We start from the raw sequence: 20,679 nt of genomic DNA, 5'->3' as shown, positions 1-20,679 counted from the left end.
GGCCGCCTGCCGGGCCGGCCGCGCGGGCCGGTGCGCTGACTGGTCTGCAGGCCGGCGCGCAGGCCGGCGCGCTGCCCGGCGGCCAGGGCCCGGCTGGGCTCACACCGGCCGGGCTCACACCCCGATGACCTCCACCGCCGAGCCCAGCCCCCGGAAGTCCGACACGTTGCGCGTGTACAGCGGCAGCCCGTGGGCGGACGCGACGGCGGCGATCATCAGGTCGATCCGGCGCGGGCGCGGCTGCCGTCCGGCGGCGATGGTGAGGGTGACCAGCGTCCCGTAGCGGGCGGCGGCCGCCGCGTCGAAGGGCAGCGGGTCGAAGTCGGCCATCGCCGCGCCCAGCACCTCCAGCCGGGCCGCCCGGCTGACCGGGTCCCGCGCCATCGAGACGCCCTGCTGGAGCTCGGCGAAGGTGATCGCGGTCAGCTCCGGCACGGCCGGCAGGTCGGCGGGGCTGAGCAGCGCCAGGTCGATGTACACGCAGGTGTCCAGCACCCCGGCCGGCCGCCGCCGGGACGCCCTCCGGCGCTCAGCCACGCCGCCGCTCGAACGGGTCGTCGCCCTCGTCCCCCACCAGCTCCTCGGGCCCGAAGTACTCCTCGGCCTCCTTGCGCAGCTGCTGGTAGTCCACCCGCGGCAGCTTCACGTGCCGCGCCACCAGCTCCTCCGCGGTGAGCCTGCGCCGCCCGGAGACCGGGCGGAGCTCCGCGACCTCGACCCCGTTCCTGGTGATGTGGAAGGTCTCCCCCGCCTCCACCGCGTCCATCACCGCGGCGGAGTTGTTCCGGAACTCCCGCTGGGTAATCGTCTTCATGGCTTCCACGGTAGCCCCGTGTAGCACCGCTGGCTACGCTCCTGGCGACGAGGAGGGAACCCGGCAGGCCGTAGGATCGTCCTGCTGAACGTCAGAAGCCGGGAACACCCCGAAGGGAGCGAGCCGTGGCCGTCATCGCGATGCTGCTGGGGCTGCTCCGGGTGCTGACCGGGCAGCTGGTGACCGACGGCGGCGCGCTGGCGTCCGTCGCCGCCGTGGCGGCCGTGGCACTGGTGGCCGGCGCGGTCGCGGGGGCACTGGCCGGAGCCCGGCTGTCGGGCACGCAGGCACCAGCGGTGGTGCGCAGCGGGGTGCTGCGCCGTCGGGCGTTCGGTACGGCGTTCCTTCCGCAGCGTGATCCGGATGCCCGGGGCAGGCGACGCCCCAGGGCGCCGGGAGCGGCCCCGGCGGCCGCGTAGATCCGCAGGGCCCGCACCGTCGAGGCGCGGAAAGCCCGCGCCTGTCCGCAGGCGCCCCTCGTACGTTCGTCTTCGCCTCGTACGACCTTCGCGGCCGTCCTCCGCCGATCACTCATGTCCTGAGACCCCGGAGGGCTCGCTTCACCATGTCCGTTCTCGCTGTTCTCGACCCGGCCGTCGCCGTCGCCCACGCCGTGGTCTCCGCCATCGCGCACGTCCTGCCGACCGCGCTGGCGATCGTCCTGTTCGTCCTCGCCGTCCGGCTCTGCCTGCACCCGCTGGCGCGCGCGGCGGCGCGCGGGGAGAAGGCCCGCTCGAAGCTCGCGCCGAAGGTCGCCGAGCTGAACAGGAAGCACACGAAGGATCCGGAGAAGGCGCGCGAGGCGCTCGCCGAGCTGTACCGGCAGGAGCAGGTGTCGCCGTTCGCGGGATGCCTGCCGATGCTGGTGCAGATCCCGTTCTTCTCGGTGATGTACCGGCTCTTCACCACGCCGAACGACCTGCTGGACCACACCCTGTTCGGGGTGCCGCTGGGCCTGCACGTCGGGAACGCCCACGGCGCCGGGCAGTTCGCGGTGTTCGGGCTGCTGTACGCCGGGCTGGCCGCGGTCGGGTACGTCAACTACCGCCGGGCACGGCGTGCGACGGCGGCGCAGACCACCCCGCAGCCGGGCGCGGCGATGCTGCCGTACCTCTCGTTCGCCTCGGTGCTGTTCGCGGTGCTGGTGCCGGTGGCCGCCGCGCTGTACCTGCTGACCACCAGCGTGTGGTCGGCCACCGAGCGGGCCTGGCTCTACCGGGGCGGGGCGCCCGCCCCGGCGACCGTCCTCGCGGTCTGACGGGGCCGGCGCCGTCCGGCGCGGACGGGTGCCGGGGCCGCAGTGGTCAGAAGTGGCCCAGCAGCTCCGGGAAGACCTTGAGCCGGAGCGTCACCTCGTCCGGGCCGATCTCCTCGTGCTCCAGCACCCAGGTGTGCTCGTGCGGGATGAACACCGTGCGCAGCCCGGCCCGGCGGGCGGGGGCGATGTCGGACTTGGGTGAGTTGCCGATCATCCAGGTCCGCCCGGGGTCGAGGCCGAGTTCGACGGCGAGCTGCCGGTAGGTGTCGACCGACTTCTCGGCCACGATGTGGATGCCGCGGAAGTGGTGGTCGATCGTGGAGGCCGCCACCTTGGTGCGCTGCTCGTCCTGGTCGCCCTTGGTGAGCAGCAGCAGGTGGTGGCGTCCGGCGAGCGCGGCCAGGGTGTCGGCGACGCCGGGGATCAGCTCGATCGCGCCGCGGTCGGTCAGCGGGGTGAGCAGCTCGTCGATCCGGGCCAGTTCGTCGGCGGCGGGGGCGCGGTCGGCGCGCAGCTGCCGGAGGCAGTCCACCAGGCTCTGCCGGAAGACGGCCGCGCCGTAGCCGAGGACGGCGGCGTTGGTGGCCTCGATCCGGTCGAGCAGGGCCCGGGTGGCCGCCCGCTGGTCCGGGGCGGCGACCCAGTCCAGGAAACCGTCGATGACCCGCTCGAAGAGGACGTTGTTCTCCCAGAGCGTGTCGTCGGCGTCGAAGATGAGGATCTGGTCGGTGTGCATCGGGGCCTTCCGGCGGACGGGGACGGGCGGGAGGGGGCGGAACGGGCAGCAGCGGGCGAAGCGGGACGGCAGCGGGCGAAGCGGGGCGGCGGCGGCCGACAAGGGGCTCAGGAGAGCAGGCGGGCGGCCCGGTCGAGGGTCTCGCGGAAGTTCTCCTCGGTGGTCCGCTGCCTGGCCTCCTCGATGCTCAGCCACTCCAGCGGGGAGGCCGGGTTCTCCGGGCGGGCCTCGTCCGGCGTACCGGTGGCCAGGAGGAAGCGCAGGTCGGCGTGCTCGTGGGCGGGTTCGACGGGCGAGGCGGGGACGGGCACCACGGCGAGGTGGACTAGCGCGGCGTCGGGCCACGGCGTGAGGTCCGTCAGACCGGTCTCCTCCACCCCCTCGCGCAGCGCGATGTCCAGCGGCAGGGTCTCCCCCGGGTCGCCGTGGCCACCGACCTGCAGCCAGGCCTGTTGGCGGACGTGCCAGCGCAGCAGGACCCGGCGGGTCGGCGGGTGGACGACCAGCGCAGAGGCGGTGAAGTGCAGCGGGGTGCCGCGGTCCCACGCGTCGGGGGCGCCGACCAGGGCGCGGGCCCGGGCGTGATCGGCGGTCTCCACCGGGCCCTGCGGCCGGTGGTCGTCCAGGAGTCGGGACAGGTCGGGGCTGTGCGGCGCGGCGCCGGTGGTCGCCATGGTTCTGCGCTCCTCGTTCCGCCCCGGGGCCGCGTCGGACGGCGCCGGGTCGCGTCGGGTCGCGTCGGCCCGTGTCGGACCGTGGCGGACCGCGCCAACCGGCGTGTCGGAACGGGCGATCGGGCCCGGGGCTCGGGTTCCGGTGAACCCGCGAAGCCTAGCCCCGGGTGCTTCGGTGCGCCCACCGGTTTTCGACCGTCCCCCGCCCGCGTCACCCCTCTCCGCATCGCCCTCCCCACCGGCCCGTTCACCGCTTCCACAACGGCCCGTTCACTCCGTCTTCACCGTCGAACGGGCTGGTCGGAGCAGTGCTTCGGAGGCCGTAGCCTGTGGTGATCGTTTCGGGACTGGTGGAGGGATGTCGTCATGGTGGCTGCTCCGGCGCTCGCCGAGCTGCGCGAGGTGTGCCAGCCGAAGGCCAAGCTGCAGAGCCGTAACGGGGAGCACTGGGCCGGCCGGCTGTACATGCGGGCGGTCTCGCTGCGCGCCACCCGGCAGTTGGTGCGCACCTCGGTGTCGCCGAACACCCTGACCTGGGTGATGGTGGCGTGCGGGGTCGGCGGCGGCGCGGCCCTGCTGATACCCGGCCTGCCCGGCGCCGTGCTGGCGGCGGTGCTGTTCCAGCTGTTCCTGCTCTTCGATTGCGTCGACGGCGAAGTGGCGCGTTGGAAGCGCCAGTTCAGCATGGCCGGGGTCTACGTCGACCGGCTCGGCGCCTACCTGGCGGACGCCGCGTTGATGATCGGCGCGGGAATCCGGGCGGCCCGGGGCGGATCGGAGCTGTGGGTGTCGGCGGGCCTGGCCGCCGCGCTCGGCGTGGTGCTGCTGAAGGCCTCGACGGACCTGGTGGACGTGGCCCGCGCGCGCAGCGGACAGCCGCCGGCGGACGAGGAGTCCACCCAGCCGCGCTCCCAGGGCATCGCGACGGCCCGCCGGCTCGCCTCGATCTTCAAGATCCACCGGGTGACGAACGGCATCGAGGCCTCCCTGGTGCTGCTGGCGGCGGCCGCGGTGGACGCCGGGCTGGGCCACCTCGGCGCGACGCGGGCGGCACTGGCCGGGATCACGGTGATCACCTGGGGGATGGTGGTCGCGCACCTGGCGTCGATCCTCTCCTCCTCCCGCCTGCGCTGATCCCGGCACGGCCTACCGGTCCCGCGGTCGAGCCCGACGGGCTGACGCGGCGGGGGCGGCGGTCCGGTCCGCCCGCGTGGGCGCGTGACAACACCTCAGCCCGTCGCCGCCGGCCCCGGCGCCGCCCCTGCCGTCCGGCCGGTGGCGCCTCGGGCGGGCTCAAGTCCCTTCCATTATCCCGTCGTTGCGGGCGAGCGCCGCGAGGACCGTGTCGAGCAGCCCGGGGAAGCGGCGTTCCAGGTCGACGGCGCGCAGCGCGGAGAAACGGCGGTTGGCCTCCTCCCGCTGGGTGATCACGCCGGACTCGCGCAGCACCTTGAAGTGGTGGCTGAGGGTGGACGGCGCGACGTCCACCGGGAAGGTGCCGCAGGCCCGTTCCGGTTCGGCACGCAAAATCCGGACGATGGTCATCCGGGTCGGGTCGGAGAGCGCGTGCAGGACGTCGTACAGGTCGATCTCCCCTGCCGCGGGGTGCGAGAGCGCCGGTCGGCGGCGGGTGCTGCGAGGCATCAACGACCCTCCTCATCTGCGATGTTCGACATCCATCGAAACTGCGTGGTATCAATGCCGCACGGCAATTTCGCCGTTCGTCGAACATCGTAGTCGAGGGGGCACGAACATGCGCGCACTGGTGATGACCGCACCCGGAGGAGCCGAGAACTCCGAGATCCAGCAGATCGAGGCGCCACACCCCGGCCCCGGCCAGGTGGCGATCGACGTCGCCTGGGCCGGACTGAACTTCGTGGACGTGATGACCCGCCGCGGCGACAGCGCTTACGTCTCCGGGTGGCCCTACCTGCCGGGCAAGGAGGTGGCCGGGACGGTCCGGGAGCTCGGCGAAGGCGTCACCGGCCTGGCCGTCGGCGACCGGGTGGCGGCCGCGCCGGTCGGCGGCGGGCTGGCCGAGGTGGTCATCGCCGAGGCCGTGCTCACCGTTCCGGTCCCGGACGGCCTGGCGCTCAGCGCCGCCGCGGCCGCCCCGCTCGGCCTCGCCACCGCCGTCCTGCTGCTGACCGACGCGGGCCGGCTGAGCGCCGGGGACAACGTCCTGGTGCACTCGGCCGGCGGCGGCATCGGCAGCGCGATCGCCCAGTTGGTCCCGCTGCTCGGTGGCGGCGGCACCCTGATCGGCACGGTCGGCCGCCCGGACAAGGCGGCGGCCGCGGTCGGGCTGGGCTACGACCACGCCTTCGCCCGGGACGAGGAACTCGCTGACGCCATCCGCACCGCCACCGACGGCCGGGGCGTCGACCTGGTGCTGGACCCGCTGGGCACCGCCGCGCTGGAGCTCGACCTCGACATCACCGCGCCCGGTGGCCGGATCGTCCTGTTCGGCAACGCGGGCGGCGGCACCGTCAGCGACCTGCCCCCGCTCAGCCGCCTGATGGCCGGCAACCTCACCGTCACCGGCTTCAGCCACCGTTACCTCGCCGCCACGGCCCCCGAACGCCTCGCGCGCGCCATCCGCGCCACCCTCGACCTCCAGGTGGGCAGCGGCCTGAGCATCCCGCTCACCGAACTGCCGGACCTGGAGGCCGTACCGGCCGCGCACGACGCGATGCAGGCGGGACGGGCCACCGGCAAGTACGTGGTGCGCGTGGCAGTCTGAGCATGAAGGACCGGCACGCCGACAGGCCGGCGCGACCGTACTGACCATCAGCCGGACCTGAGGGACCGTCCGGGCATAAGGCGGCCCCACCCGGTGTTCGGACGGCCATGAGCAAGATTCTGGTGATCGGTGCGAACGGCAGTGTGGGCAGGCACGTAGTGGCCGGGCTGGCCGAACGCGGGCACGAGGTGCGGGCGTTGGTGCGGGACGGCGCGGCGGTGGCGCTGCCCCCGGGGGTGGAGGCCGTACAGGGCGATCTGGCCGCGCCGGAGAGCCTGGTGGCCGCACTGAGCGACGGGGTGGAGGGCGTCTACCTGGTGTGGCCGGCGATCCCGGTGCAGCCGCGGGTCGTGGAGCTGATCGCGAAGCACGCCGAGCGGGTCGTCTACCTGTCGACGGATGTGGCCGACCTCGCGGACGACGAGCAGCCGGTGGTCTACCACCAGGAGATCGAGCGGCTGATCCGCAAGTCCGGCCTGCGCTGGACCTTCGTCCGGGCCATCGACTTCGCGGGCAACACGCTCCACTGGGCCGACCAGGTGCGGCAGGGCGTCGTCCGCTGGCCGTACGGCGGGGCGCGCCGTTCTCTGATCCACGAGCGGGACATCGCGGACGTGGCCGTCGCGGCGCTCACCGAGGAGGGCCACGACGGCGCCAAGTACGTGGTCACCGGCCCCGAGTCGATCGCCCACGCCGAACTGGCGCGGATCATCGGCGAGGAGACCGGCACCGAGGTGCGCTGGGAGGAACTGGCGCCGGAGACGGCCCGCGTGCATCTGACCGAGGCCATGGGGAGCGCGGCGTTCGCGGACTCCCGGCTGCGGGCCTATGAGTCGTTCACGCGCGAGCCGGAGCGGGTCACGGACACCGTCCGACAGGTGCTCGGCCGCCCGGCGCGCAGCTTCCGTTCATGGGCCCGGGACCACGCGGAGGACTTCCGCTGACGGCTCGCCCGGGCCCGCTCCCGGCGCCTGCGTCGGCGCCGGCGCCGGGAGCCGGCGCCGGTCAGCCCCGGCCGACAGCCAGTTCCAGCTCCCGGCGCGTCTCGTCGCCGGGCACCGGCACCGACACCCCCGTGTGCTGGAAGCCGGCCCGCAGGTACATCGCCTGGGCACGCGCGTTGTCCTCGTGGACGAACAGCCGCACCCGCTCGATGCGGGGTTCGGTGAGCGACCACGACCATTCCCGGGCGACTCGGATGAGCTCGTGGGCCAGTCCGGTGCCGCGCGCCTCGGGGCGGACGTAGAAGGCGACGAGGTGGGTCTGCGGGACCTCGATGACGTCGCCGCCGATGGCCCCCGCCCCGCCGGGTCGCTCGACCAGCACGGTGATGCTGCCGAGCCAGCGGCCGTCCTCCGCCTCCGCGACGAGTTGCCGCACGGAGTCGCTCTCGGCCGCGCCCTCGGCGCGGCCCCGCCAGAACCCGTCGGGCCTCGCGGCGGCCTGCTCGTAGGTGTCCAGGAAGGCGATGCCGGCCACCGGATCCTGGAGGGAGTCCAGACGGATCGCCTTGACCCGCTCCCACTCCTCGGTCCGCACGCGTCGGATGCTGGTGTTCATCGCACGATGATCACCACCGCCGGTGTCGTCGGCAACCGTTTTTGCGGCCGCCCGCACGGGCGGGCGCGCGCCGGCCCGGCAGGGGGAGCCGCTCCGCCCCCGGTTCGCCGCACGGGCGCTGAGCTGCTAATCTTCTTCTCGTCGCGAGGGAGATGATTCCTCGTCAGGCGTCAGCGGTGCTACCAGAGCACGTCCTACTTTCAGTAGGAAGAGTCCGTGCAACCCGGGCCTGGCGCTCCACTGTCGGACGGGGTCCGGCACCTTCACCGGTGCCGGACCCCGTTCGCGTTACCGGCGCCCCCAGTCGGGGGCGCGGGCAACCGGGCCTCAGACGGACGGCAGCGCCAGCCAGTCCTGCCAGGAGAGATCGCGCCCCAGGTAGCGCGGCGTGCGGAACGGCCAGTCCGCGGCGATCCACTGCGGCACCAGGGCGTCCAGTGCCTGCTCCACCTCGCTGCCGACCAGTTCGTCCACCACCCACCAGGAGATCTCGCCGTCGGCGCCGACCCGCTCCGGCGGGTCGATGTAGACGCAGCCCAGGACCGCCGTCTCGGCGCGGTCCATCAGGACGTAGTTGAAGGACTCGTGGGCGGCTATCTCCCGCTCGTGCCGCGCCAGGTCGATCCGGTCGCCCTCGAAGGTCATCGTCGCCTCCGGCCAGCCCCAGGCCGGGCCGAAGATGCTCCACAGCCGCTCGCGCGAGCCCATCACGGCGGGGTAGTCGAGGGCGGTGTCGGCCTCCCTGATCGGCCGCAGGTGGTACTCGCCGTCGAGCAGCGGGACGTGGACGGGGTGGACGAAGTCAGCAGGGAGCCAGGTCATGGCGCCGAGGCTAACCAACGAGGGTGGCCGAGCGCCCGGCGTTTTCCGTGGCACCGATGCCATGTCCGAATGCTTTCACTCGTTCCACACCTTCCGAACCGCCGGTCGGAAGCCGGTTTACCGCTGCCGAGGGCAGGGGTAGGGCGGAGACGTTCGCACTCCGACCATTCCCATGTCCTGTGCGGAGGCGAATCTTTGGGATGTCCACGGAGAGGATTCCGCATGAACAGGATCGTCCGCAATGCCCTGGTGACCGCCGTTACCGCAGGCGCGCTCACCGCCGCCGTCGCCCCCGTCGCCACGGCCGCCGAGCAGGCCGGGCCCGTGGCCGGGGTCCAGGCTCAGGTGCGCAACCCCAAGACGGTCAAGGCCGACGCGTACAACCAGGCCCGCAGCATCCTGGCCAAAGCCGGGAGCCAGACGGCCGCCAAGTCCCACCCGGTGCACGGGAAGAACGACGTCCCGGTCTCCTACGGCACCAGCCTGCTCGCCTCCGCGCGGGACGAATTCCGGGCCGCAGACAAGCACCTGCCGCCGAAGGACAAGAAGTCCGACATGTCGATCCCCCACTACAACGCCATCCACAGCGCGGCCAAGACGATGGGCATCGACCGCTGGTGACGCCCGCCGCTGAGCAAAACCTGATGCCGGCGCCGTGAGATGACGCCACGGCGGGGGGGGGGGGGGGGGGGGGGGGGGGGGGGGGGGGACCCCCCCCCCCCCCGGGCCGGGTGGGCTACCGGCCGTACCCCCGTCACCGCCGGTAGAAGACCCTCCGCGACCACAGGTAGCCGACCACCGTGAGGCCGGTGCACCAGGCGAGGGCGCTCCAGCCGCTGGTGCCGATCCCGGTGCCGGTCAGCAGGCCGCGCAGGGTCTCGATGATGGGAGTGAAGGGCTGGTACTCGGCGAACCAGCGCAGCACCGTGGGCATCGAGTCGGGCGGGACGATCGCACTGCCGATGAACGGCAGGAAGGTCAGCGGCAGCGGCGTGTTGCTCGCGCTCTCCGGTGTCTTCGACACCAGTCCGATGCCCGCCGATACCCAGGTCAGCGCCAGCGTCACGAAGAGCAGCAGCCCGGCGGCCGCAAGCCACTCCACCGGCCCGGCGCTCGAGCGGAACCCCATCGCGAAGGCCGCGCCGATCACCAGCACCAGCGCGATCACCGTCTGGATGACGCTCCCGACCACGTGCCCGGCTAGGAACGCCGACCGTGAGACCGACATCGTCCGGAACCGGTTGACGATCCCCTCCGTCATGTCGACGCACACGCCCACCGCCGTGGCGACGGAACCCGCCGTCGCCGTCATCAGCACGATGCCCGGCGTCACGTAGTCGATGTAGCTGCCACCCCCGATGCCCGCCCCCAGCGCGCCCCCGAAGGCGTAGTTGAAGAGCAGCAGCATCATCACCGGCATCACCACGACGGAGAAGGTCATCGCCGGGTACCGCTGCGCCCGCTTGAGGTTGCGCCGCAGCATGGTCAGCGAGTCGCTGACCACATAGGTCGTCGTCGCGCTCATCGCGCCCCCTCCCCGGTCAGTGCGAGGAACACGTCGTCCAGGTCCGCCGTCTCCACGACCAGCGACTCCGCCCGGACGGACGCGTTGTCGAGCACGTCCAGTACGGTCCTCACGGTGAGGACGGAGTTGTCGCCGGGGATGTCCAGCACCAGGGCCTCGGTGTCGGCCGTGGCGTAGTCGAACAGTGCTGCGGCGCTGTCGAGTCCGGTGGCGTCGGCGAACCGGAGCCGGATCCGCCCGCCGGGGACGATCCGCTTCAGTTCCTCGGCCGTGCCCTCGGCGACGATCCGACCGCCGTCCAGGACGGCTATCCGGTCGGCGAGTTGGTCGGCCTCCTCCAGGTACTGGGTGGTGAGGAAGATCGTCACCCCGCGGTCGGCGACCAGCCGCCGGATGATCTCCCACATGGTCCGCCGGCTGCGCGGGTCCAGCCCGGTGGTCGGCTCGTCCAGGAAGATCACCTTCGGTTCACCGACCAGCGTCATCGCCAGGTCGAGCTTGCGCCGCATGCCGCCGGAGAAGGTGGCCACCGGCTTGCGGGCGGCTTCGGTGAGCTCGAAGCGGCTCAGCAGGTCCTCGGCCCGCCTCCGACCCTCCCGACGGCGGAGGTGGTTGAGGTCCGCCATCAGCATCAGGTTCTCCTCGGCGGTGAGGAGGTTGTCGACCGCCGAGAACTGGCCGGTCACCCCGATCGCCTTCCGGACCGCGTCGGCCTGCCGGAGCAGGTCATGGCCGGCCACCCGGGCCGAGCCGCCGTCGGCCGGGATCAGGGTGGAGAGGATCTGCACCGTGGTGGTCTTGCCGGCGCCGTTCGGCCCGAGCAGGGCGAAGACGCTGCCGGCCGGGATGGACAGGTCGATGCCCCTGAGCACGGCCTTGTCCCCGTAGGACTTGGTCAGTCCCACCGCGGAGATCGCGGTCATCAGGCCCTCCGGATGGTGATGCTGCCGACCTGGGTCTGGGCGCGGACCTCGACGGTCTCCCGGGCGTCGCCCGGGCCCTGCGCCGCGCCGAGGGCGTTGCGGACGGCGCCGAACTTGCTGTGCACGTCGAGCCAGGCCGCCGTGCCCTCCGCGATGCCGACCTCCACGTCGCCGACGCCGGACTGCAGGCTGACCCTGCCCCGGACCACCCGGCCGAGCCGGATGTGGCCGTTCGCCGTCTTGGCGTCCACGCCCGCCCCGGCGAGGCCGACGTGGATCCGGCCGTTGGAGGCGTTGGCACTCAGCTCGCCGTGCACCTCGTCGATCTCGGTGTCGCCGTTGCTGTTCTTGACGGTCAGCGCGCCACCGACGGAGGCGACCGCGATCCGGCCGCCGCCGGTGATCTCGGCGTCCCCGGTGACCGTGCCGACCCGGACGTCCCCCATGTCGGTCTTGAGCCGCACGCTGTCGGCCCGGTCGATCTGGATCCGGCCCATGGAGGTCTTCATCCGGCACGTGCCGAGCGGGCCCTCGGTGACGAAGTCCGCCATCGGGGAGTCGGCGTGCACCTCGGAGCCGGCCGGCAGCTCGACCAGGACCTCGATCGAACCCTTCTTGCTGGAGAACACGGTGCGTTGCTTGGGGCCCTTGAGGGTGAGCCGACCGCCGGAGAAGTCGACCTGGGTCAGCTCCGCGGCCTTGACGTCCGCGTCTCTGGCCGCGTTGGCGGGCCGGACCTCGATCACGGCGTCGGTGCGCTTGCTCGCGCGGATCCACACCGAGCCGATCTCGAACTCAAGGGCGGCGGAGATCGGTCCGTCCGTCTCGTACGAAGGCATGGCTGTCCCGTCCTCTTGACTCGTGGAGGTGTTCCCGCTGGTCGGAGCGGGGGTGACGTTGAAGGTTCGGAAAACGCGGGCGGTGCGGAATCGCCGGGTGATGCGGAAACGCGGATGGTGCGGAAGTGTCAGTGGACCCAGCCGGTGAATCCCTGGCCGCCGACGCTGCGCGTGGTGGGGGCGCCGAGCTCGGCGGCCGGGCGGACGCCGGGCCGACCGCCCTCCAGTGCCCCGGCGACGGCCCGCACCAACCAGGCGTTGAGGGACAGGCCTTCCTGCCCGGCCGCCTCCTCCGCCCGGGCCTTGAGCTGGGCGGGCAGCCGCAGGTTGATCCGGGCGGTGCCCGTCTCGTCCGACTCCGGCGCCATCGACGACGTGGCCGGCGCCACCGATGGCATCACCGGAGCCATCGACGGCACCATCGGCCCAGCGGACGGCACATCACCGTGGAAGGCATCGGATCCGGGCGGTGCGGTCACCACGAACTCGGGGTCGAGGCCGCGCAGCCGGACGTCCACCGAGCCCGGGGCGAGGTCGCGGGTCACTTCGCCCATGGCGGCGGAGAGGGCGTTGAGCAGGGTGAGCCGCACGGCCGACTCCAGCGGGAGGGTCAGCCGGTCGGCCAGCGCACGGGCTTCCTCCCCGCCGGTGGCCGCGGCGACCGCGAGCTCGTTCCGGAGGTTTTCGACGTACGGCGTGAGGTCCATGGCTCAAGCATGGCACGCCGCCGGTGCCATGTCGAGCCATTTATGGCACCACTTTGATGCCACTCGATGAGTGGGTGGCTCCGAGAACGCCACCGCCCCGCCGACCGAGGCTCGGGCTCTCGTGGTCGACGGGGCGGTTCGGCGGGGAGGGCGTCAGCGCTGCCAGCCCGCCAGGTAGGCGTCGATCTCGCCGGTCAGCCGCGCCTTGCCGGCCTGCTCCAGGAAGGAGGCCTCCACCGCGTTGCGGGCGAGCGCCGCGACGCCCGCCTCGTCCAGGCCCAGCAGCCGCGCCGCCACCGCGTACTCGGTGTTGAGGTCGGTGCCGAACATCGGCGGGTCGTCGCTGTTGACGGTCACCAGCAGCCCGGCGTCCACCATCCGCTTGATCGGGTGCTCCTCGATCCGCTCCACCGCCCGGGTGGCGATGTTGGAGGTCGGGCAGACCTCCAACGCGATGCGGTGCTCCCCCAGGTAGTCCAGCAGCGCCGGGTCGTGCACCGCCTGGGTGCCGTGCCCGATCCGCTCGGCGCCCAGCTCGCGGATCGCGTCCCAGACCGTCTGCGGCCCGGTGGTCTCGCCGGCGTGCGGGACGGAGCGCAGGCCGGCCGCCCGCGCCCGGTCGAAGTACGGCTTGAACTGCGGCCGCGGCACACCGATCTCCGGCCCGCCCAGCCCGAAGCTGACCAGCCCCTCGGGGGCCAGCTCGGTGGCCAGGCGGGCGGTCACCTCCGCCGACTCCAGCCCCGCCTCGCCCGGGATGTCGAAGCACCAGCGCAGCACCACGCCGAGGTCCTTCTCGGCGCGCAGCCGGGCGTCCTCGATGGCCTCCATGAAGGCGACCTCGGGGATCCCGCGCTTGACCGAGGAGTACGGGGTGATGGTCAGCTCGGCGTACCGGATGTTCTGGCGGGCCATGTCCTCGGCGACGCCGTAGGTGAGCGCGCGGACGTCCTCGGCGTCGCGGACGAGGTCCACGACGCTCAGGTAGACCTCGATGAAGTGGGCGAAGTCGGTGAAGGTGAAGTACTCGGCGAGCGCGGCCGGGTCGGCCGGCACCTTGGACCCTCCGCGGTGGCGGGCGGCCAGCTCGGCGACGACGCGGGGCGAGGCCGAACCGACGTGGTGGACGTGCAGTTCCGCCTTGGGCATCCCGGCGATGAACGCCTCGATGCTCCGGTCGACGGTGGTACCAGTGGGGTTTCCGATCCGACTTCCGTCCGGCTGGACCACGGTGGTTCCCTTCTCCTTCTACGCGCGTATCGCGAAGCTGGGGCCCAGGATAGGCCGAAGCCGGAACAGCGCTCCGGGCTCACCCCCCGAGCGCGACCGCCACGGCGTGGATCAGCAGTCCGGCGAGGGCGCCGACCACCGTGCCGTTGATCCGGATGAACTGCAGGTCGCGCCCGACGTTGGCCTCGATCTTGCGGGAGGCGTCGTCGGCGTTCCAGCCGGCCACCGTGTCGGAGATCAGCGAGGTGATCTCCGTCCGGTAGGTGTCGACCAGGTACTGGGCCGCGTCCTGCAGCCAGCCGTCCACCTTGGCCTGCAGCTTGGCGTCGGTGGCCAGGCGCTCGCCGAAGCCGCGCACGCCGTCGCGGATGCGCCGGCGCAGTTCGCTGTCCTCGTCCTCGGCCGCGCCCATCACCAGGGCGCGCACGGCCCCCCAGGTGGAGTTGATCAGCTCCTGCACCTCGGGGCGGCCCAGCAGCTCGACCTTGGCCCGCTCGACCCGGGCGATGGTCTCCGGGTCGCTCTGCAGCTCGGTGGCGAAGTCGGCGAGGAAGTTGTCGACCGCGCCCCGGGCCGGGTGGTCCGGGTCGTCCCGGATGTCGGTGACGAAGCGCAGCAGCTCCCGGTAGACCCGCTCACCGACCTGGTTGTCGATGAACCTCGGCGTCCAGCCCGGGGTCTTCTGGGTGACCTTCCGGACCACGTCCTCGTGATTGGCGGTCAGCCAGCCGTGCGCCCGCACGGCCACCAGGTCCACCACGCCATGGTGGCCGCCGTCCGCCACCACCTTGCCCAGCATCCGGCCCATCGGCTCGGCCACCGAGGTGGCGGCCGCCCGCCGGGTGACCGCCTCGGCGACCACCGCCCGCACGTCGTCGTCGTGGAGCACCGCGAGCAGCCCGCGCAGCGCCGCCGACGCCTCCTTGGTGACGCGTTCGGCGCTGCCCGGCGCGGCCAGCCACTCCCCCAGCCGGCGGCCGATGCCGAGTGCCGCGAGCCGGCCGCGCACCACGTGGCCGGAGAGGAAGTTCTCGCCGACGAAGTCGCCGAGCGAGCGCCCGAAGGCGTCCTTCTTGGTCGGGATGATGGCGGTGTGCGGGATCGGCAGGCCGAACGGGCGGCGGAACAGCGCCGTCACCGCGAACCAGTCCGCCAGCGCGCCGACCATGCCCGCCTCGGCGGCGGCCGCCAGGTACCCGGCCCAGGCGCCGGCGCCGGCCGCCTTGGCCCAGGTGGAGAGGGCGAAGACCAGGGTCGCGAAGGCCAGCAGGCCGGTCGCGATGGTCTTCATCCGGCGGACGCCGCGTCTCTTCTGCTCGTCGGCCGCGGTGAACCGGACCCCGGGGCCCGTCCCGCTGAAGGCTTCGTCACTCACCCCGCCAGTCTGCCCGTTGCCCTCCCCGGACGGGTGACGAGCCCCGGATGCACGCCCGACGGCGCGCCCGACCAGGCACCCGACAACGCGCCCGACCAGGCGCCCGGGCCGGTTCCGGGGCCGGGCCGCGCCCGCCGCTAGCCGATCGCGACCTTCGCGTACATCCGCGCGATCACGTCCTCGATGGCCGGTTCGCGCACCGACAGGTCCACCAGCGGGTACCGCGCCGCGACCGCCGCCACGATCGGCGCCGCGCTCTCCCGCGCTGGGAAGGCGAGCCACTGCCGCGGCCCGTCGACCTTCACCACCCGCGCCCCGGCCACCTCGATCGGCGGCCGGGCCTCGGCGAGGTCGACCACCAGCGTGCGCTCGCTGCGCCCGGCGGTGTGCAGCCCGTCCAGCCCGCCGTCGTGGACCACCCGGCCGTGGTCGATCACCATCACCCGGCCGCAGAGTTGCTCGATGTCGGTCAGGTCGTGGGTGGTGAGGAGCACCGTGGTGCCCCGGTCGCGGTTGACCTCGCGCAGGAACTCGCGCACCTTCCCCTTGCTGATCACGTCCAGGCCGATGGTCGGTTCGTCCAGGTAGAGCACCTGGGGGTCGTGCAGCAGCGCCGCCGCGAGGTCGCCGCGCATCCGCTGGCCGAGCGAGAGCTGCCGTACGGGGGTGTCCAACAAGCCCGCCAGGTCCAGGAGTTCGACGCAGCGGGCGAGGTTCTCCCGGTACCGCTGGTCGGGGATGCGGTAGATCCGGCGGGCGAGTTCGAAGGAGTCGCGCAGCGGGAGGTCCCACCACAGGGTGGTGCGCTGGCCGAAGACGACGCCGATCCGGCGGGCCAGCGCCACGCGTTCGCGGGCCGGGTCGACCCCGGCGACGCGCAACCGCCCGGCGCTGGGGACGAGGATGCCGGTGAGCATCTTGATGGTGGTCGACTTTCCGGCGCCGTTGGGCCCGATGTAGCCGACGCACTCGCCGGCCTCGACGGTGAAGCTCAGCCCGTCCACCGCGCGCACCTCACGCTTGGTCCGGCTGAACCGGCCGGTGCGGGCCCGCACGGTGAACGTGCGGTGGACGTCCTGCAGTTCGATCAGTGCCATGGTGCTTCCTTCCGGGGGGAGCTACGGCCTTGCGGGCGGTGCGGCCGGGCCGCGGAGGGCGGTGCGGCCGCAGCAGGGCGCGGGGGTCAGCTGCCGGTACCGCGGTAGGCCCGCAGTCCGGCCCGCCAGGCGAGCCCGGCAGCGGTGACGCACAGCGCGGCGGCGATCGGGGAGGCGTACTGGAAGGCGGTGGGCAGGCCGAGCGGGTCGGGCCGGCCGAGGATGTGCAGGGCGGGCAGCCAGTTGACGAAGGCGAGCGGAACGCCGAAGACCGCCCCGGCGACCAGTTCCTTGGCGAAGACGGTCGGCGGGTAGTGCAGCAGGGTCGCGCCGCCGTAGGTGAAGGAGTTCTGGATCTCCTTGGAGTCGCCCCACCAGAACTGGACGGTGGCGCCGCCGACGTAGATCGCGCCGAAGATGACGCTGCCGCACACCAGCAGGACGGGCACCAGCAGCACTCGGTCCCAGGTCCAGGGCACGTCCAGGGCGCCGAGCGACCAGACGAGCACCGCCGTGGCCTGGAGCGGGCGCCCGAGCCGGCGCAGCGTGAAGCGTTCGGCGCACAGCTGGGAGAGCGCGGGTGCCGGCCGGATCAGCATGGTGTCCAGCGTGCCGCTCGTGATCCGCACGCCGAGGCCGTCGGCCGAGCCGACCAGCAGGTTGGCCGTGCCGAGGGCGAAGGCCGCGGTGGCGTAGAGGAAGGCGATCTCCGGGAGGTGCCAGCCGCCGAGTTCGTCGGTGTGCTGGAACATGATCACCAACACCACGAAGTCCAGGGACTGGGTGACCAGACTGGCCACGAGGTTCAGCGCGAAGGAGGCCCGGTAGGCCATCATCGAGCGCATCCACATCCGGGCGCAGAACCACCAGGAGCGCAGGGCCCAGGACGTGCGCGCGGCGAGGGGTTCAGCCACCCTGCACCACCACCCGGCGGGTCGCCAGCCACTGGGCGCCCCGCCCGGCGGCGAGCAGCGCGGCCGCCCAGCCGAGCTGGAAGCCGAGTTCGGGGAGCAGCCCGGTGCCGCTCGCACGCTCCAGGAAGACGTCGGTCGGCACCTTGACCAGCGCCGCCCAGGGCAGCACCCGGCCGACGTCGCCGAGCCAGCCGGGGAAGAGCGCGAGCGGCAGCAGCATGCCGGAGAAGAACATCGAGACCACCAGCATCACCGCGCGCACCCCCTCCGAGTCGTGCAGCCAGAAGCCGGTGATCGAGACCAGGAACCGCAGGCCGAAGCTGACCAGCAGCGCGAGCAGCGCGGAGAGCAGGAAGAACGCCCAGGTCAGCGGCTGCTCGGGCATCCGGGTGCGGAAGACCAGGGCGCCGACCAGCATCGGCACGGTGCCGCGGATCAGTGCCTGAAAGCCGGCCCGGCCGAGGTCGGTGGCCAGCCACCAGCCCTGGAAGTCGACCGGCCGGTAGAGGTCGACGGCGATGTCGCCGGAGCGGAAGCGGTCCTGGACGTCGTCCTGGAAGCCGCCGCCCCACACGGCGAGGGTGACCAGCAGGCCCTGGCTGACCCAGATGTAGGTGACGGCCTGCCCCTGGTCGTAGCCGCCGAGTCCGGGACGGGCCTGCCAGAGGGCGAGGAAGGAGGAGGCGAGGATGATGCCGAAGACGGTGTTGGTGAAGGTGCCGGCCAGGGTGGCGGCCCGGTAGGTGGAGTAGCGGCGGAAGGCGCCGCGGGCCACCGCGGCGTACAGCCCGAGGGCGGAGCCGGCGGCGGCATCGGGGGGCTTCGCAGCCAGGGCGGCCACATTCTGCATATTGTCTCCTTGTCGACAAATACGGGCAGACAGGTGTCCGCACGCGCGCCGACGCACGACCCAGCGGCCCCGACCGGCCGCACCCGGGGGTACCGGGCTCGGACGGGCGGAGCTGCCGAAGTGAGCGCGCTATGCGGTTGGCACCTTTCACCGTACCGACGGCCATCCCCGCCCGCACCCGGATTTCCGACGCACCCCGGGGCGCACGACCCGACGCGCGCAACCGCGCAGTTCAAGCAGCCGACCGCAACTGATCGCACGTCAAATAGCAGATAATCTCGGCATGACCTTGAGCACCCGCCGCCAGGCCAAACGGGCCGCCCGCCGCGAGGCCCGCCGCGCCCTCCCCCTCTGGCGCCGGCTCCTGCCCACCTGGCGGATCACCCTCGGCACCCTCACGGCGCTGCTCCTGCTCGCCGTCGGTGCCTTCGCCGTGCTCTACGTCATCGTCCCGGTGCCCGACCCCAACGCCCACGCCGTCGCCCAGAACAACATCTACCTCTACTCCGACGGCACCACCGAGATCGCCCGCACCGGAGCCGTCAACCGCACCGACGTCACCATCGAGCAGATCCCGCTGCAGACCCAGCAGGCCGTCGTCTCCGCCGAGGACCGCACCTTCTACCAGAACCGCGGCATCGACCTGAAGGGCATGCTCCGCGCCGGCTGGAACACCCTGCTCGGCAAGGGCATGCAGGGCGGCTCCACCATCACCCAGCAGTACGTCAAGAACTACTACCTCACCCAGGACCAGACCTTCGAACGCAAGGGCCGCGAACTCTTCATCGCCCTCAAGGTCGACCAGCAGCGCGACAAGAAGGACATCCTCGCCGGCTACCTCAACAGCAGCTACTTCGGCCGCGGCGCCTATGGCATCCAGAGCGCCGCCCACGCCTACTACGGCGAGGACGTCTCCCGGCTCACCCTCGGCCAGGGCGCCTACCTCGCCTCCCTGCTCCAGGCCCCCAGCCTCTACGACGTCAAGACCGCCACCCCCGCCAACCGCGAGAAAGCCCTCGCCCGCTGGAACTACACCCTCGACGGCATGGTCCAACTCGGCTTCCTCACCACCGCCGACCGCGCCGCCACCACCTTCCCCGAACCGACCGACCCCCAGCCCGCCACCGGTCTCGCCGGCCAGGCCGGCTACCTCGTCGGTGTCGCCGACGACTACCTCATCTCCTCCGGCACCATCGACGCCCCCACCCTCAAAGCCGGCGGCTGGCGGATCACCACCACCTTCGAGAAGCCCAAGCAGGACGCCCTCGCCCAAGCCGTCCAGGACGAACTCACCGACGAACTCGACCCCAAGGCCCGCCCCACCACCGACACCGACGTCCGCGTCGCCGGCGCCTCCGTCGACCCCGCCACCGGCCGCGTCCTCGCGGTCTACGGCGGCCCCGACTACGCCAAGCAGCCCTACAACGACGCCCTGCGCCAGGACAACCAGATCGGCTCCACCTTCAAACCGATCGACCTCGCCGCCGGCCTGATCGCCCAACACACCGCCGACGGCCGCCCCATCACCACCGAAACCCGCTACGACGGCACCAGCGAACGCCCCGTCACCGGCGGCCCCACCCGCTACGCACCGCCCAACGAGGACGACGTCAACTACGGCAACATCACCCTCCGCTACGCCATGGTCAAGTCCGTCAACTCCGTGTACGCCCAGGAAGGCGTCGACGCCGGACTCGCCCGCGTCCGCGAGACCGCCGTCAAACTCGGCATCCCCGACAGCGTCCGGGGCATGGACCCCGCCAACACCTCCATGACCCTCGGCACCGCCACCCCCAGCGCCCTCGACCTGGCCGGCGCCTACTCCACCTTCGCCAACCACGGCGAAGCCCACACCCCCTGGTCCGTCCTCAAACTCGAACGCGTCAACCCCGGCGGCGCCGTCGACGTCCCCAAGACGCCCGACCACAAGGCCACCACCGCCATGGACCGCACCATCGCCGACACCGTCACCGACGTGCTCCGCGACGTCGTCAGCCCCCGCGGCACCGGCGCCGCAGCCCTCGACCTCGGCCGCCCCGCCGCCGGCAAGACCGGCACCACCGACTCCAACCTCTCCGCCTGGTTCGCCGGCTTCACCCCCGAACTCACCACCACCATCGGCCTGTTCCGGGAGAACCCGAAGACCCACGCCAAGGAGCCGCTGTCCGGCACCGCCGGCCTCACCCGGGTCAACGGCGGCGCCTTCCCCACCAAGATCTGGACCACCTACATGACCGCCGCCCTGAACGGCAGCCCCACCCGGCAGTTCGACCTGCAGACCGGCCACGGCACCCCGGACACCGGCACCTGGACCGCCACCGCCGCCCCCAGCAGTACCGCCCCCAGCCCCGGCGCCACCCCCACCAACGGCGACACGCCCAGTGGCGCGGCCACCGCACCCACCACCCGCCCCCAGTCCCCCAGCACACCCGCCGCCACCGACGCCCCCGAACCCCGCCCGGCCGGCCCCAGCCCCCAGGACCCCCAACCCACCCCCAGCCAGGAGCAACCCTCCCCCGCCGCCCGGCCCACCCAGACCCGACCGCCCCGGCCCACCACCCAGCCCACCACCGCCGGCCCCACCGACCCCGCCACGGCGCCCGCCGGGTGAG

At 72.7% G+C, this 20,679-nt stretch carries 23 protein-coding genes; 7 read left to right on the top strand and 16 right to left on the bottom strand.

The features are described from left to right. Positions 1-114 precede the first annotated feature (114 nt). Both ACZ4WV_RS08835 and ACZ4WV_RS08830 read right to left on the bottom strand, forming a co-directional pair. Positions 115-537: a PIN domain-containing protein gene (locus tag ACZ4WV_RS08835; protein ID WP_465744259.1), complete on the bottom strand. Its 423-nt coding sequence runs from the start codon at positions 535-537 to the stop codon at positions 115-117. Next, positions 530-814, bottom strand: a complete 285-nt coding sequence (locus ACZ4WV_RS08830; RefSeq protein WP_380611409.1) for a type II toxin-antitoxin system Phd/YefM family antitoxin — start codon at positions 812-814, stop codon at positions 530-532. The genes ACZ4WV_RS08835 and ACZ4WV_RS08830 overlap by 8 nt, the downstream gene beginning before the upstream one ends. A gap of 125 nt (positions 815-939) precedes the next feature. Between ACZ4WV_RS08830 and ACZ4WV_RS08825 the strand changes: the two genes are divergently transcribed. Both ACZ4WV_RS08825 and ACZ4WV_RS08820 read left to right on the top strand, forming a co-directional pair. Then, positions 940-1,233 (top strand): DUF6412 domain-containing protein, encoded by a 294-nt coding sequence (locus ACZ4WV_RS08825; protein ID WP_465744257.1) that lies wholly within the window; start codon positions 940-942, stop codon positions 1,231-1,233. 146 nt (positions 1,234-1,379) lie between these two features. Next, positions 1,380-2,072: a YidC/Oxa1 family membrane protein insertase gene (locus ACZ4WV_RS08820; RefSeq protein WP_465744255.1), complete on the top strand. Its 693-nt coding sequence runs from the start codon at positions 1,380-1,382 to the stop codon at positions 2,070-2,072. 46 nt (positions 2,073-2,118) lie between these two features. Here the strand turns inward: ACZ4WV_RS08820 and ACZ4WV_RS08815 are convergent, their stop codons facing one another. Together ACZ4WV_RS08815 and ACZ4WV_RS08810 are read right to left on the bottom strand one after the other, a co-directional pair. Continuing rightward, positions 2,119-2,808 carry an HAD family hydrolase gene (locus tag ACZ4WV_RS08815; RefSeq protein ID WP_465744253.1) on the bottom strand — a complete coding sequence of 230 codons (690 nt, stop codon included), beginning with the start codon at positions 2,806-2,808 and terminating at the stop codon, positions 2,119-2,121. A gap of 107 nt (positions 2,809-2,915) precedes the next feature. Continuing rightward, positions 2,916-3,482, bottom strand: coding sequence for an NUDIX hydrolase (locus ACZ4WV_RS08810; RefSeq protein WP_465744251.1), 567 nt, complete (start codon positions 3,480-3,482; stop codon positions 2,916-2,918). A gap of 366 nt (positions 3,483-3,848) precedes the next feature. Between ACZ4WV_RS08810 and ACZ4WV_RS08805 the strand changes: the two genes are divergently transcribed. Beyond that, entirely contained in the window at positions 3,849-4,616 is a 768-nt protein-coding gene (locus ACZ4WV_RS08805; protein ID WP_465744249.1) for a CDP-alcohol phosphatidyltransferase family protein, read from the top strand. Between the two features lie 159 nt (positions 4,617-4,775). On the opposite strand, the gene ACZ4WV_RS08800 is transcribed toward ACZ4WV_RS08805, so the two are convergent. After that, positions 4,776-5,126 carry an ArsR/SmtB family transcription factor gene (locus ACZ4WV_RS08800; RefSeq protein WP_465744247.1) on the bottom strand — a complete coding sequence of 117 codons (351 nt, stop codon included), beginning with the start codon at positions 5,124-5,126 and terminating at the stop codon, positions 4,776-4,778. 109 nt (positions 5,127-5,235) lie between these two features. On the opposite strand from ACZ4WV_RS08800, the gene ACZ4WV_RS08795 reads away from it, so the two are divergent. Both ACZ4WV_RS08795 and ACZ4WV_RS08790 read left to right on the top strand, forming a co-directional pair. After that, entirely contained in the window at positions 5,236-6,225 is a 990-nt protein-coding gene (locus tag ACZ4WV_RS08795; RefSeq protein WP_465744245.1) for a quinone oxidoreductase family protein, read from the top strand. A 107-nt stretch (positions 6,226-6,332) separates the two neighbouring features. Further along, positions 6,333-7,169, top strand: coding sequence for an NmrA family NAD(P)-binding protein (locus ACZ4WV_RS08790; RefSeq protein ID WP_465744243.1), 837 nt, complete (start codon positions 6,333-6,335; stop codon positions 7,167-7,169). Between the two features lie 61 nt (positions 7,170-7,230). Here ACZ4WV_RS08790 and ACZ4WV_RS08785 read toward each other — a convergent pair whose 3' ends face one another. Next, positions 7,231-7,785 (bottom strand): GNAT family N-acetyltransferase, encoded by a 555-nt coding sequence (locus tag ACZ4WV_RS08785; protein ID WP_465744241.1) that lies wholly within the window; start codon positions 7,783-7,785, stop codon positions 7,231-7,233. Positions 7,786-8,112: 327 nt separating this feature from the next. After that, positions 8,113-8,607 carry a GNAT family N-acetyltransferase gene (locus ACZ4WV_RS08780; protein WP_465744240.1) on the bottom strand — a complete coding sequence of 165 codons (495 nt, stop codon included), beginning with the start codon at positions 8,605-8,607 and terminating at the stop codon, positions 8,113-8,115. A gap of 222 nt (positions 8,608-8,829) precedes the next feature. Here ACZ4WV_RS08780 and ACZ4WV_RS08775 point away from each other — a divergent pair, with 222 nt between their 5' ends. Next, positions 8,830-9,228, top strand: coding sequence for a hypothetical protein (locus ACZ4WV_RS08775; RefSeq protein ID WP_465744238.1), 399 nt, complete (start codon positions 8,830-8,832; stop codon positions 9,226-9,228). A gap of 133 nt (positions 9,229-9,361) precedes the next feature. Here the strand turns inward: ACZ4WV_RS08775 and ACZ4WV_RS08770 are convergent, their stop codons facing one another. The 9 genes from ACZ4WV_RS08770 to ACZ4WV_RS08730 all read right to left on the bottom strand — a co-directional run bounded on the left by ACZ4WV_RS08770 (position 9,362) and on the right by ACZ4WV_RS08730 (position 18,067). Next, positions 9,362-10,132, bottom strand: a complete 771-nt coding sequence (locus tag ACZ4WV_RS08770; protein WP_465744236.1) for an ABC transporter permease — start codon at positions 10,130-10,132, stop codon at positions 9,362-9,364. After that, entirely contained in the window at positions 10,129-11,055 is a 927-nt protein-coding gene (locus tag ACZ4WV_RS08765) for an ATP-binding cassette domain-containing protein (protein ID WP_465744235.1), read from the bottom strand. Before ACZ4WV_RS08765 ends, ACZ4WV_RS08770 begins: the two co-directional genes overlap by 4 nt. Next, a complete protein-coding gene (locus ACZ4WV_RS08760) occupies positions 11,055-11,894 on the bottom strand; it encodes a DUF4097 family beta strand repeat-containing protein (RefSeq protein ID WP_465744233.1) in 840 nt (279 codons plus the stop codon). Before ACZ4WV_RS08760 ends, ACZ4WV_RS08765 begins: the two co-directional genes overlap by 1 nt. Positions 11,895-12,022: 128 nt before the next feature. Beyond that, entirely contained in the window at positions 12,023-12,601 is a 579-nt protein-coding gene (locus ACZ4WV_RS08755) for a toxin-antitoxin system HicB family antitoxin (RefSeq protein ID WP_465744231.1), read from the bottom strand. Between the two features lie 153 nt (positions 12,602-12,754). Beyond that, on the bottom strand, positions 12,755-13,771 hold the full coding sequence (locus tag ACZ4WV_RS08750; RefSeq protein ID WP_465744403.1) for an adenosine deaminase: 1,017 nt from the start codon (positions 13,769-13,771) through the stop codon (positions 12,755-12,757). Between the two features lie 139 nt (positions 13,772-13,910). Then, positions 13,911-15,281: a DUF445 domain-containing protein gene (locus ACZ4WV_RS08745; RefSeq protein ID WP_465744401.1), complete on the bottom strand. Its 1,371-nt coding sequence runs from the start codon at positions 15,279-15,281 to the stop codon at positions 13,911-13,913. Between the two features lie 62 nt (positions 15,282-15,343). After that, complete coding sequence (locus tag ACZ4WV_RS08740; protein ID WP_465744229.1) at positions 15,344-16,303, bottom strand: ABC transporter ATP-binding protein; 960 nt, start codon at positions 16,301-16,303, stop codon at positions 15,344-15,346. 86 nt (positions 16,304-16,389) lie between these two features. After that, positions 16,390-17,217: an ABC transporter permease gene (locus tag ACZ4WV_RS08735; protein WP_465744227.1), complete on the bottom strand. Its 828-nt coding sequence runs from the start codon at positions 17,215-17,217 to the stop codon at positions 16,390-16,392. Next, positions 17,210-18,067: an ABC transporter permease gene (locus tag ACZ4WV_RS08730; RefSeq protein ID WP_465744225.1), complete on the bottom strand. Its 858-nt coding sequence runs from the start codon at positions 18,065-18,067 to the stop codon at positions 17,210-17,212. Before ACZ4WV_RS08730 ends, ACZ4WV_RS08735 begins: the two co-directional genes overlap by 8 nt. Before the next feature lie 283 nt (positions 18,068-18,350). Here ACZ4WV_RS08730 and ACZ4WV_RS08725 point away from each other — a divergent pair, with 283 nt between their 5' ends. After that, complete coding sequence (locus ACZ4WV_RS08725) at positions 18,351-20,678, top strand: transglycosylase domain-containing protein (protein ID WP_465744223.1); 2,328 nt, start codon at positions 18,351-18,353, stop codon at positions 20,676-20,678. Position 20,679 lies beyond the last annotated feature (1 nt).

Source organism: Kitasatospora sp. NPDC029312, from assembly GCF_055569215.1.
Note: the sequence above shows the minus strand (reverse complement) of the source record. Positions and strands in the feature narration are given on the sequence as shown.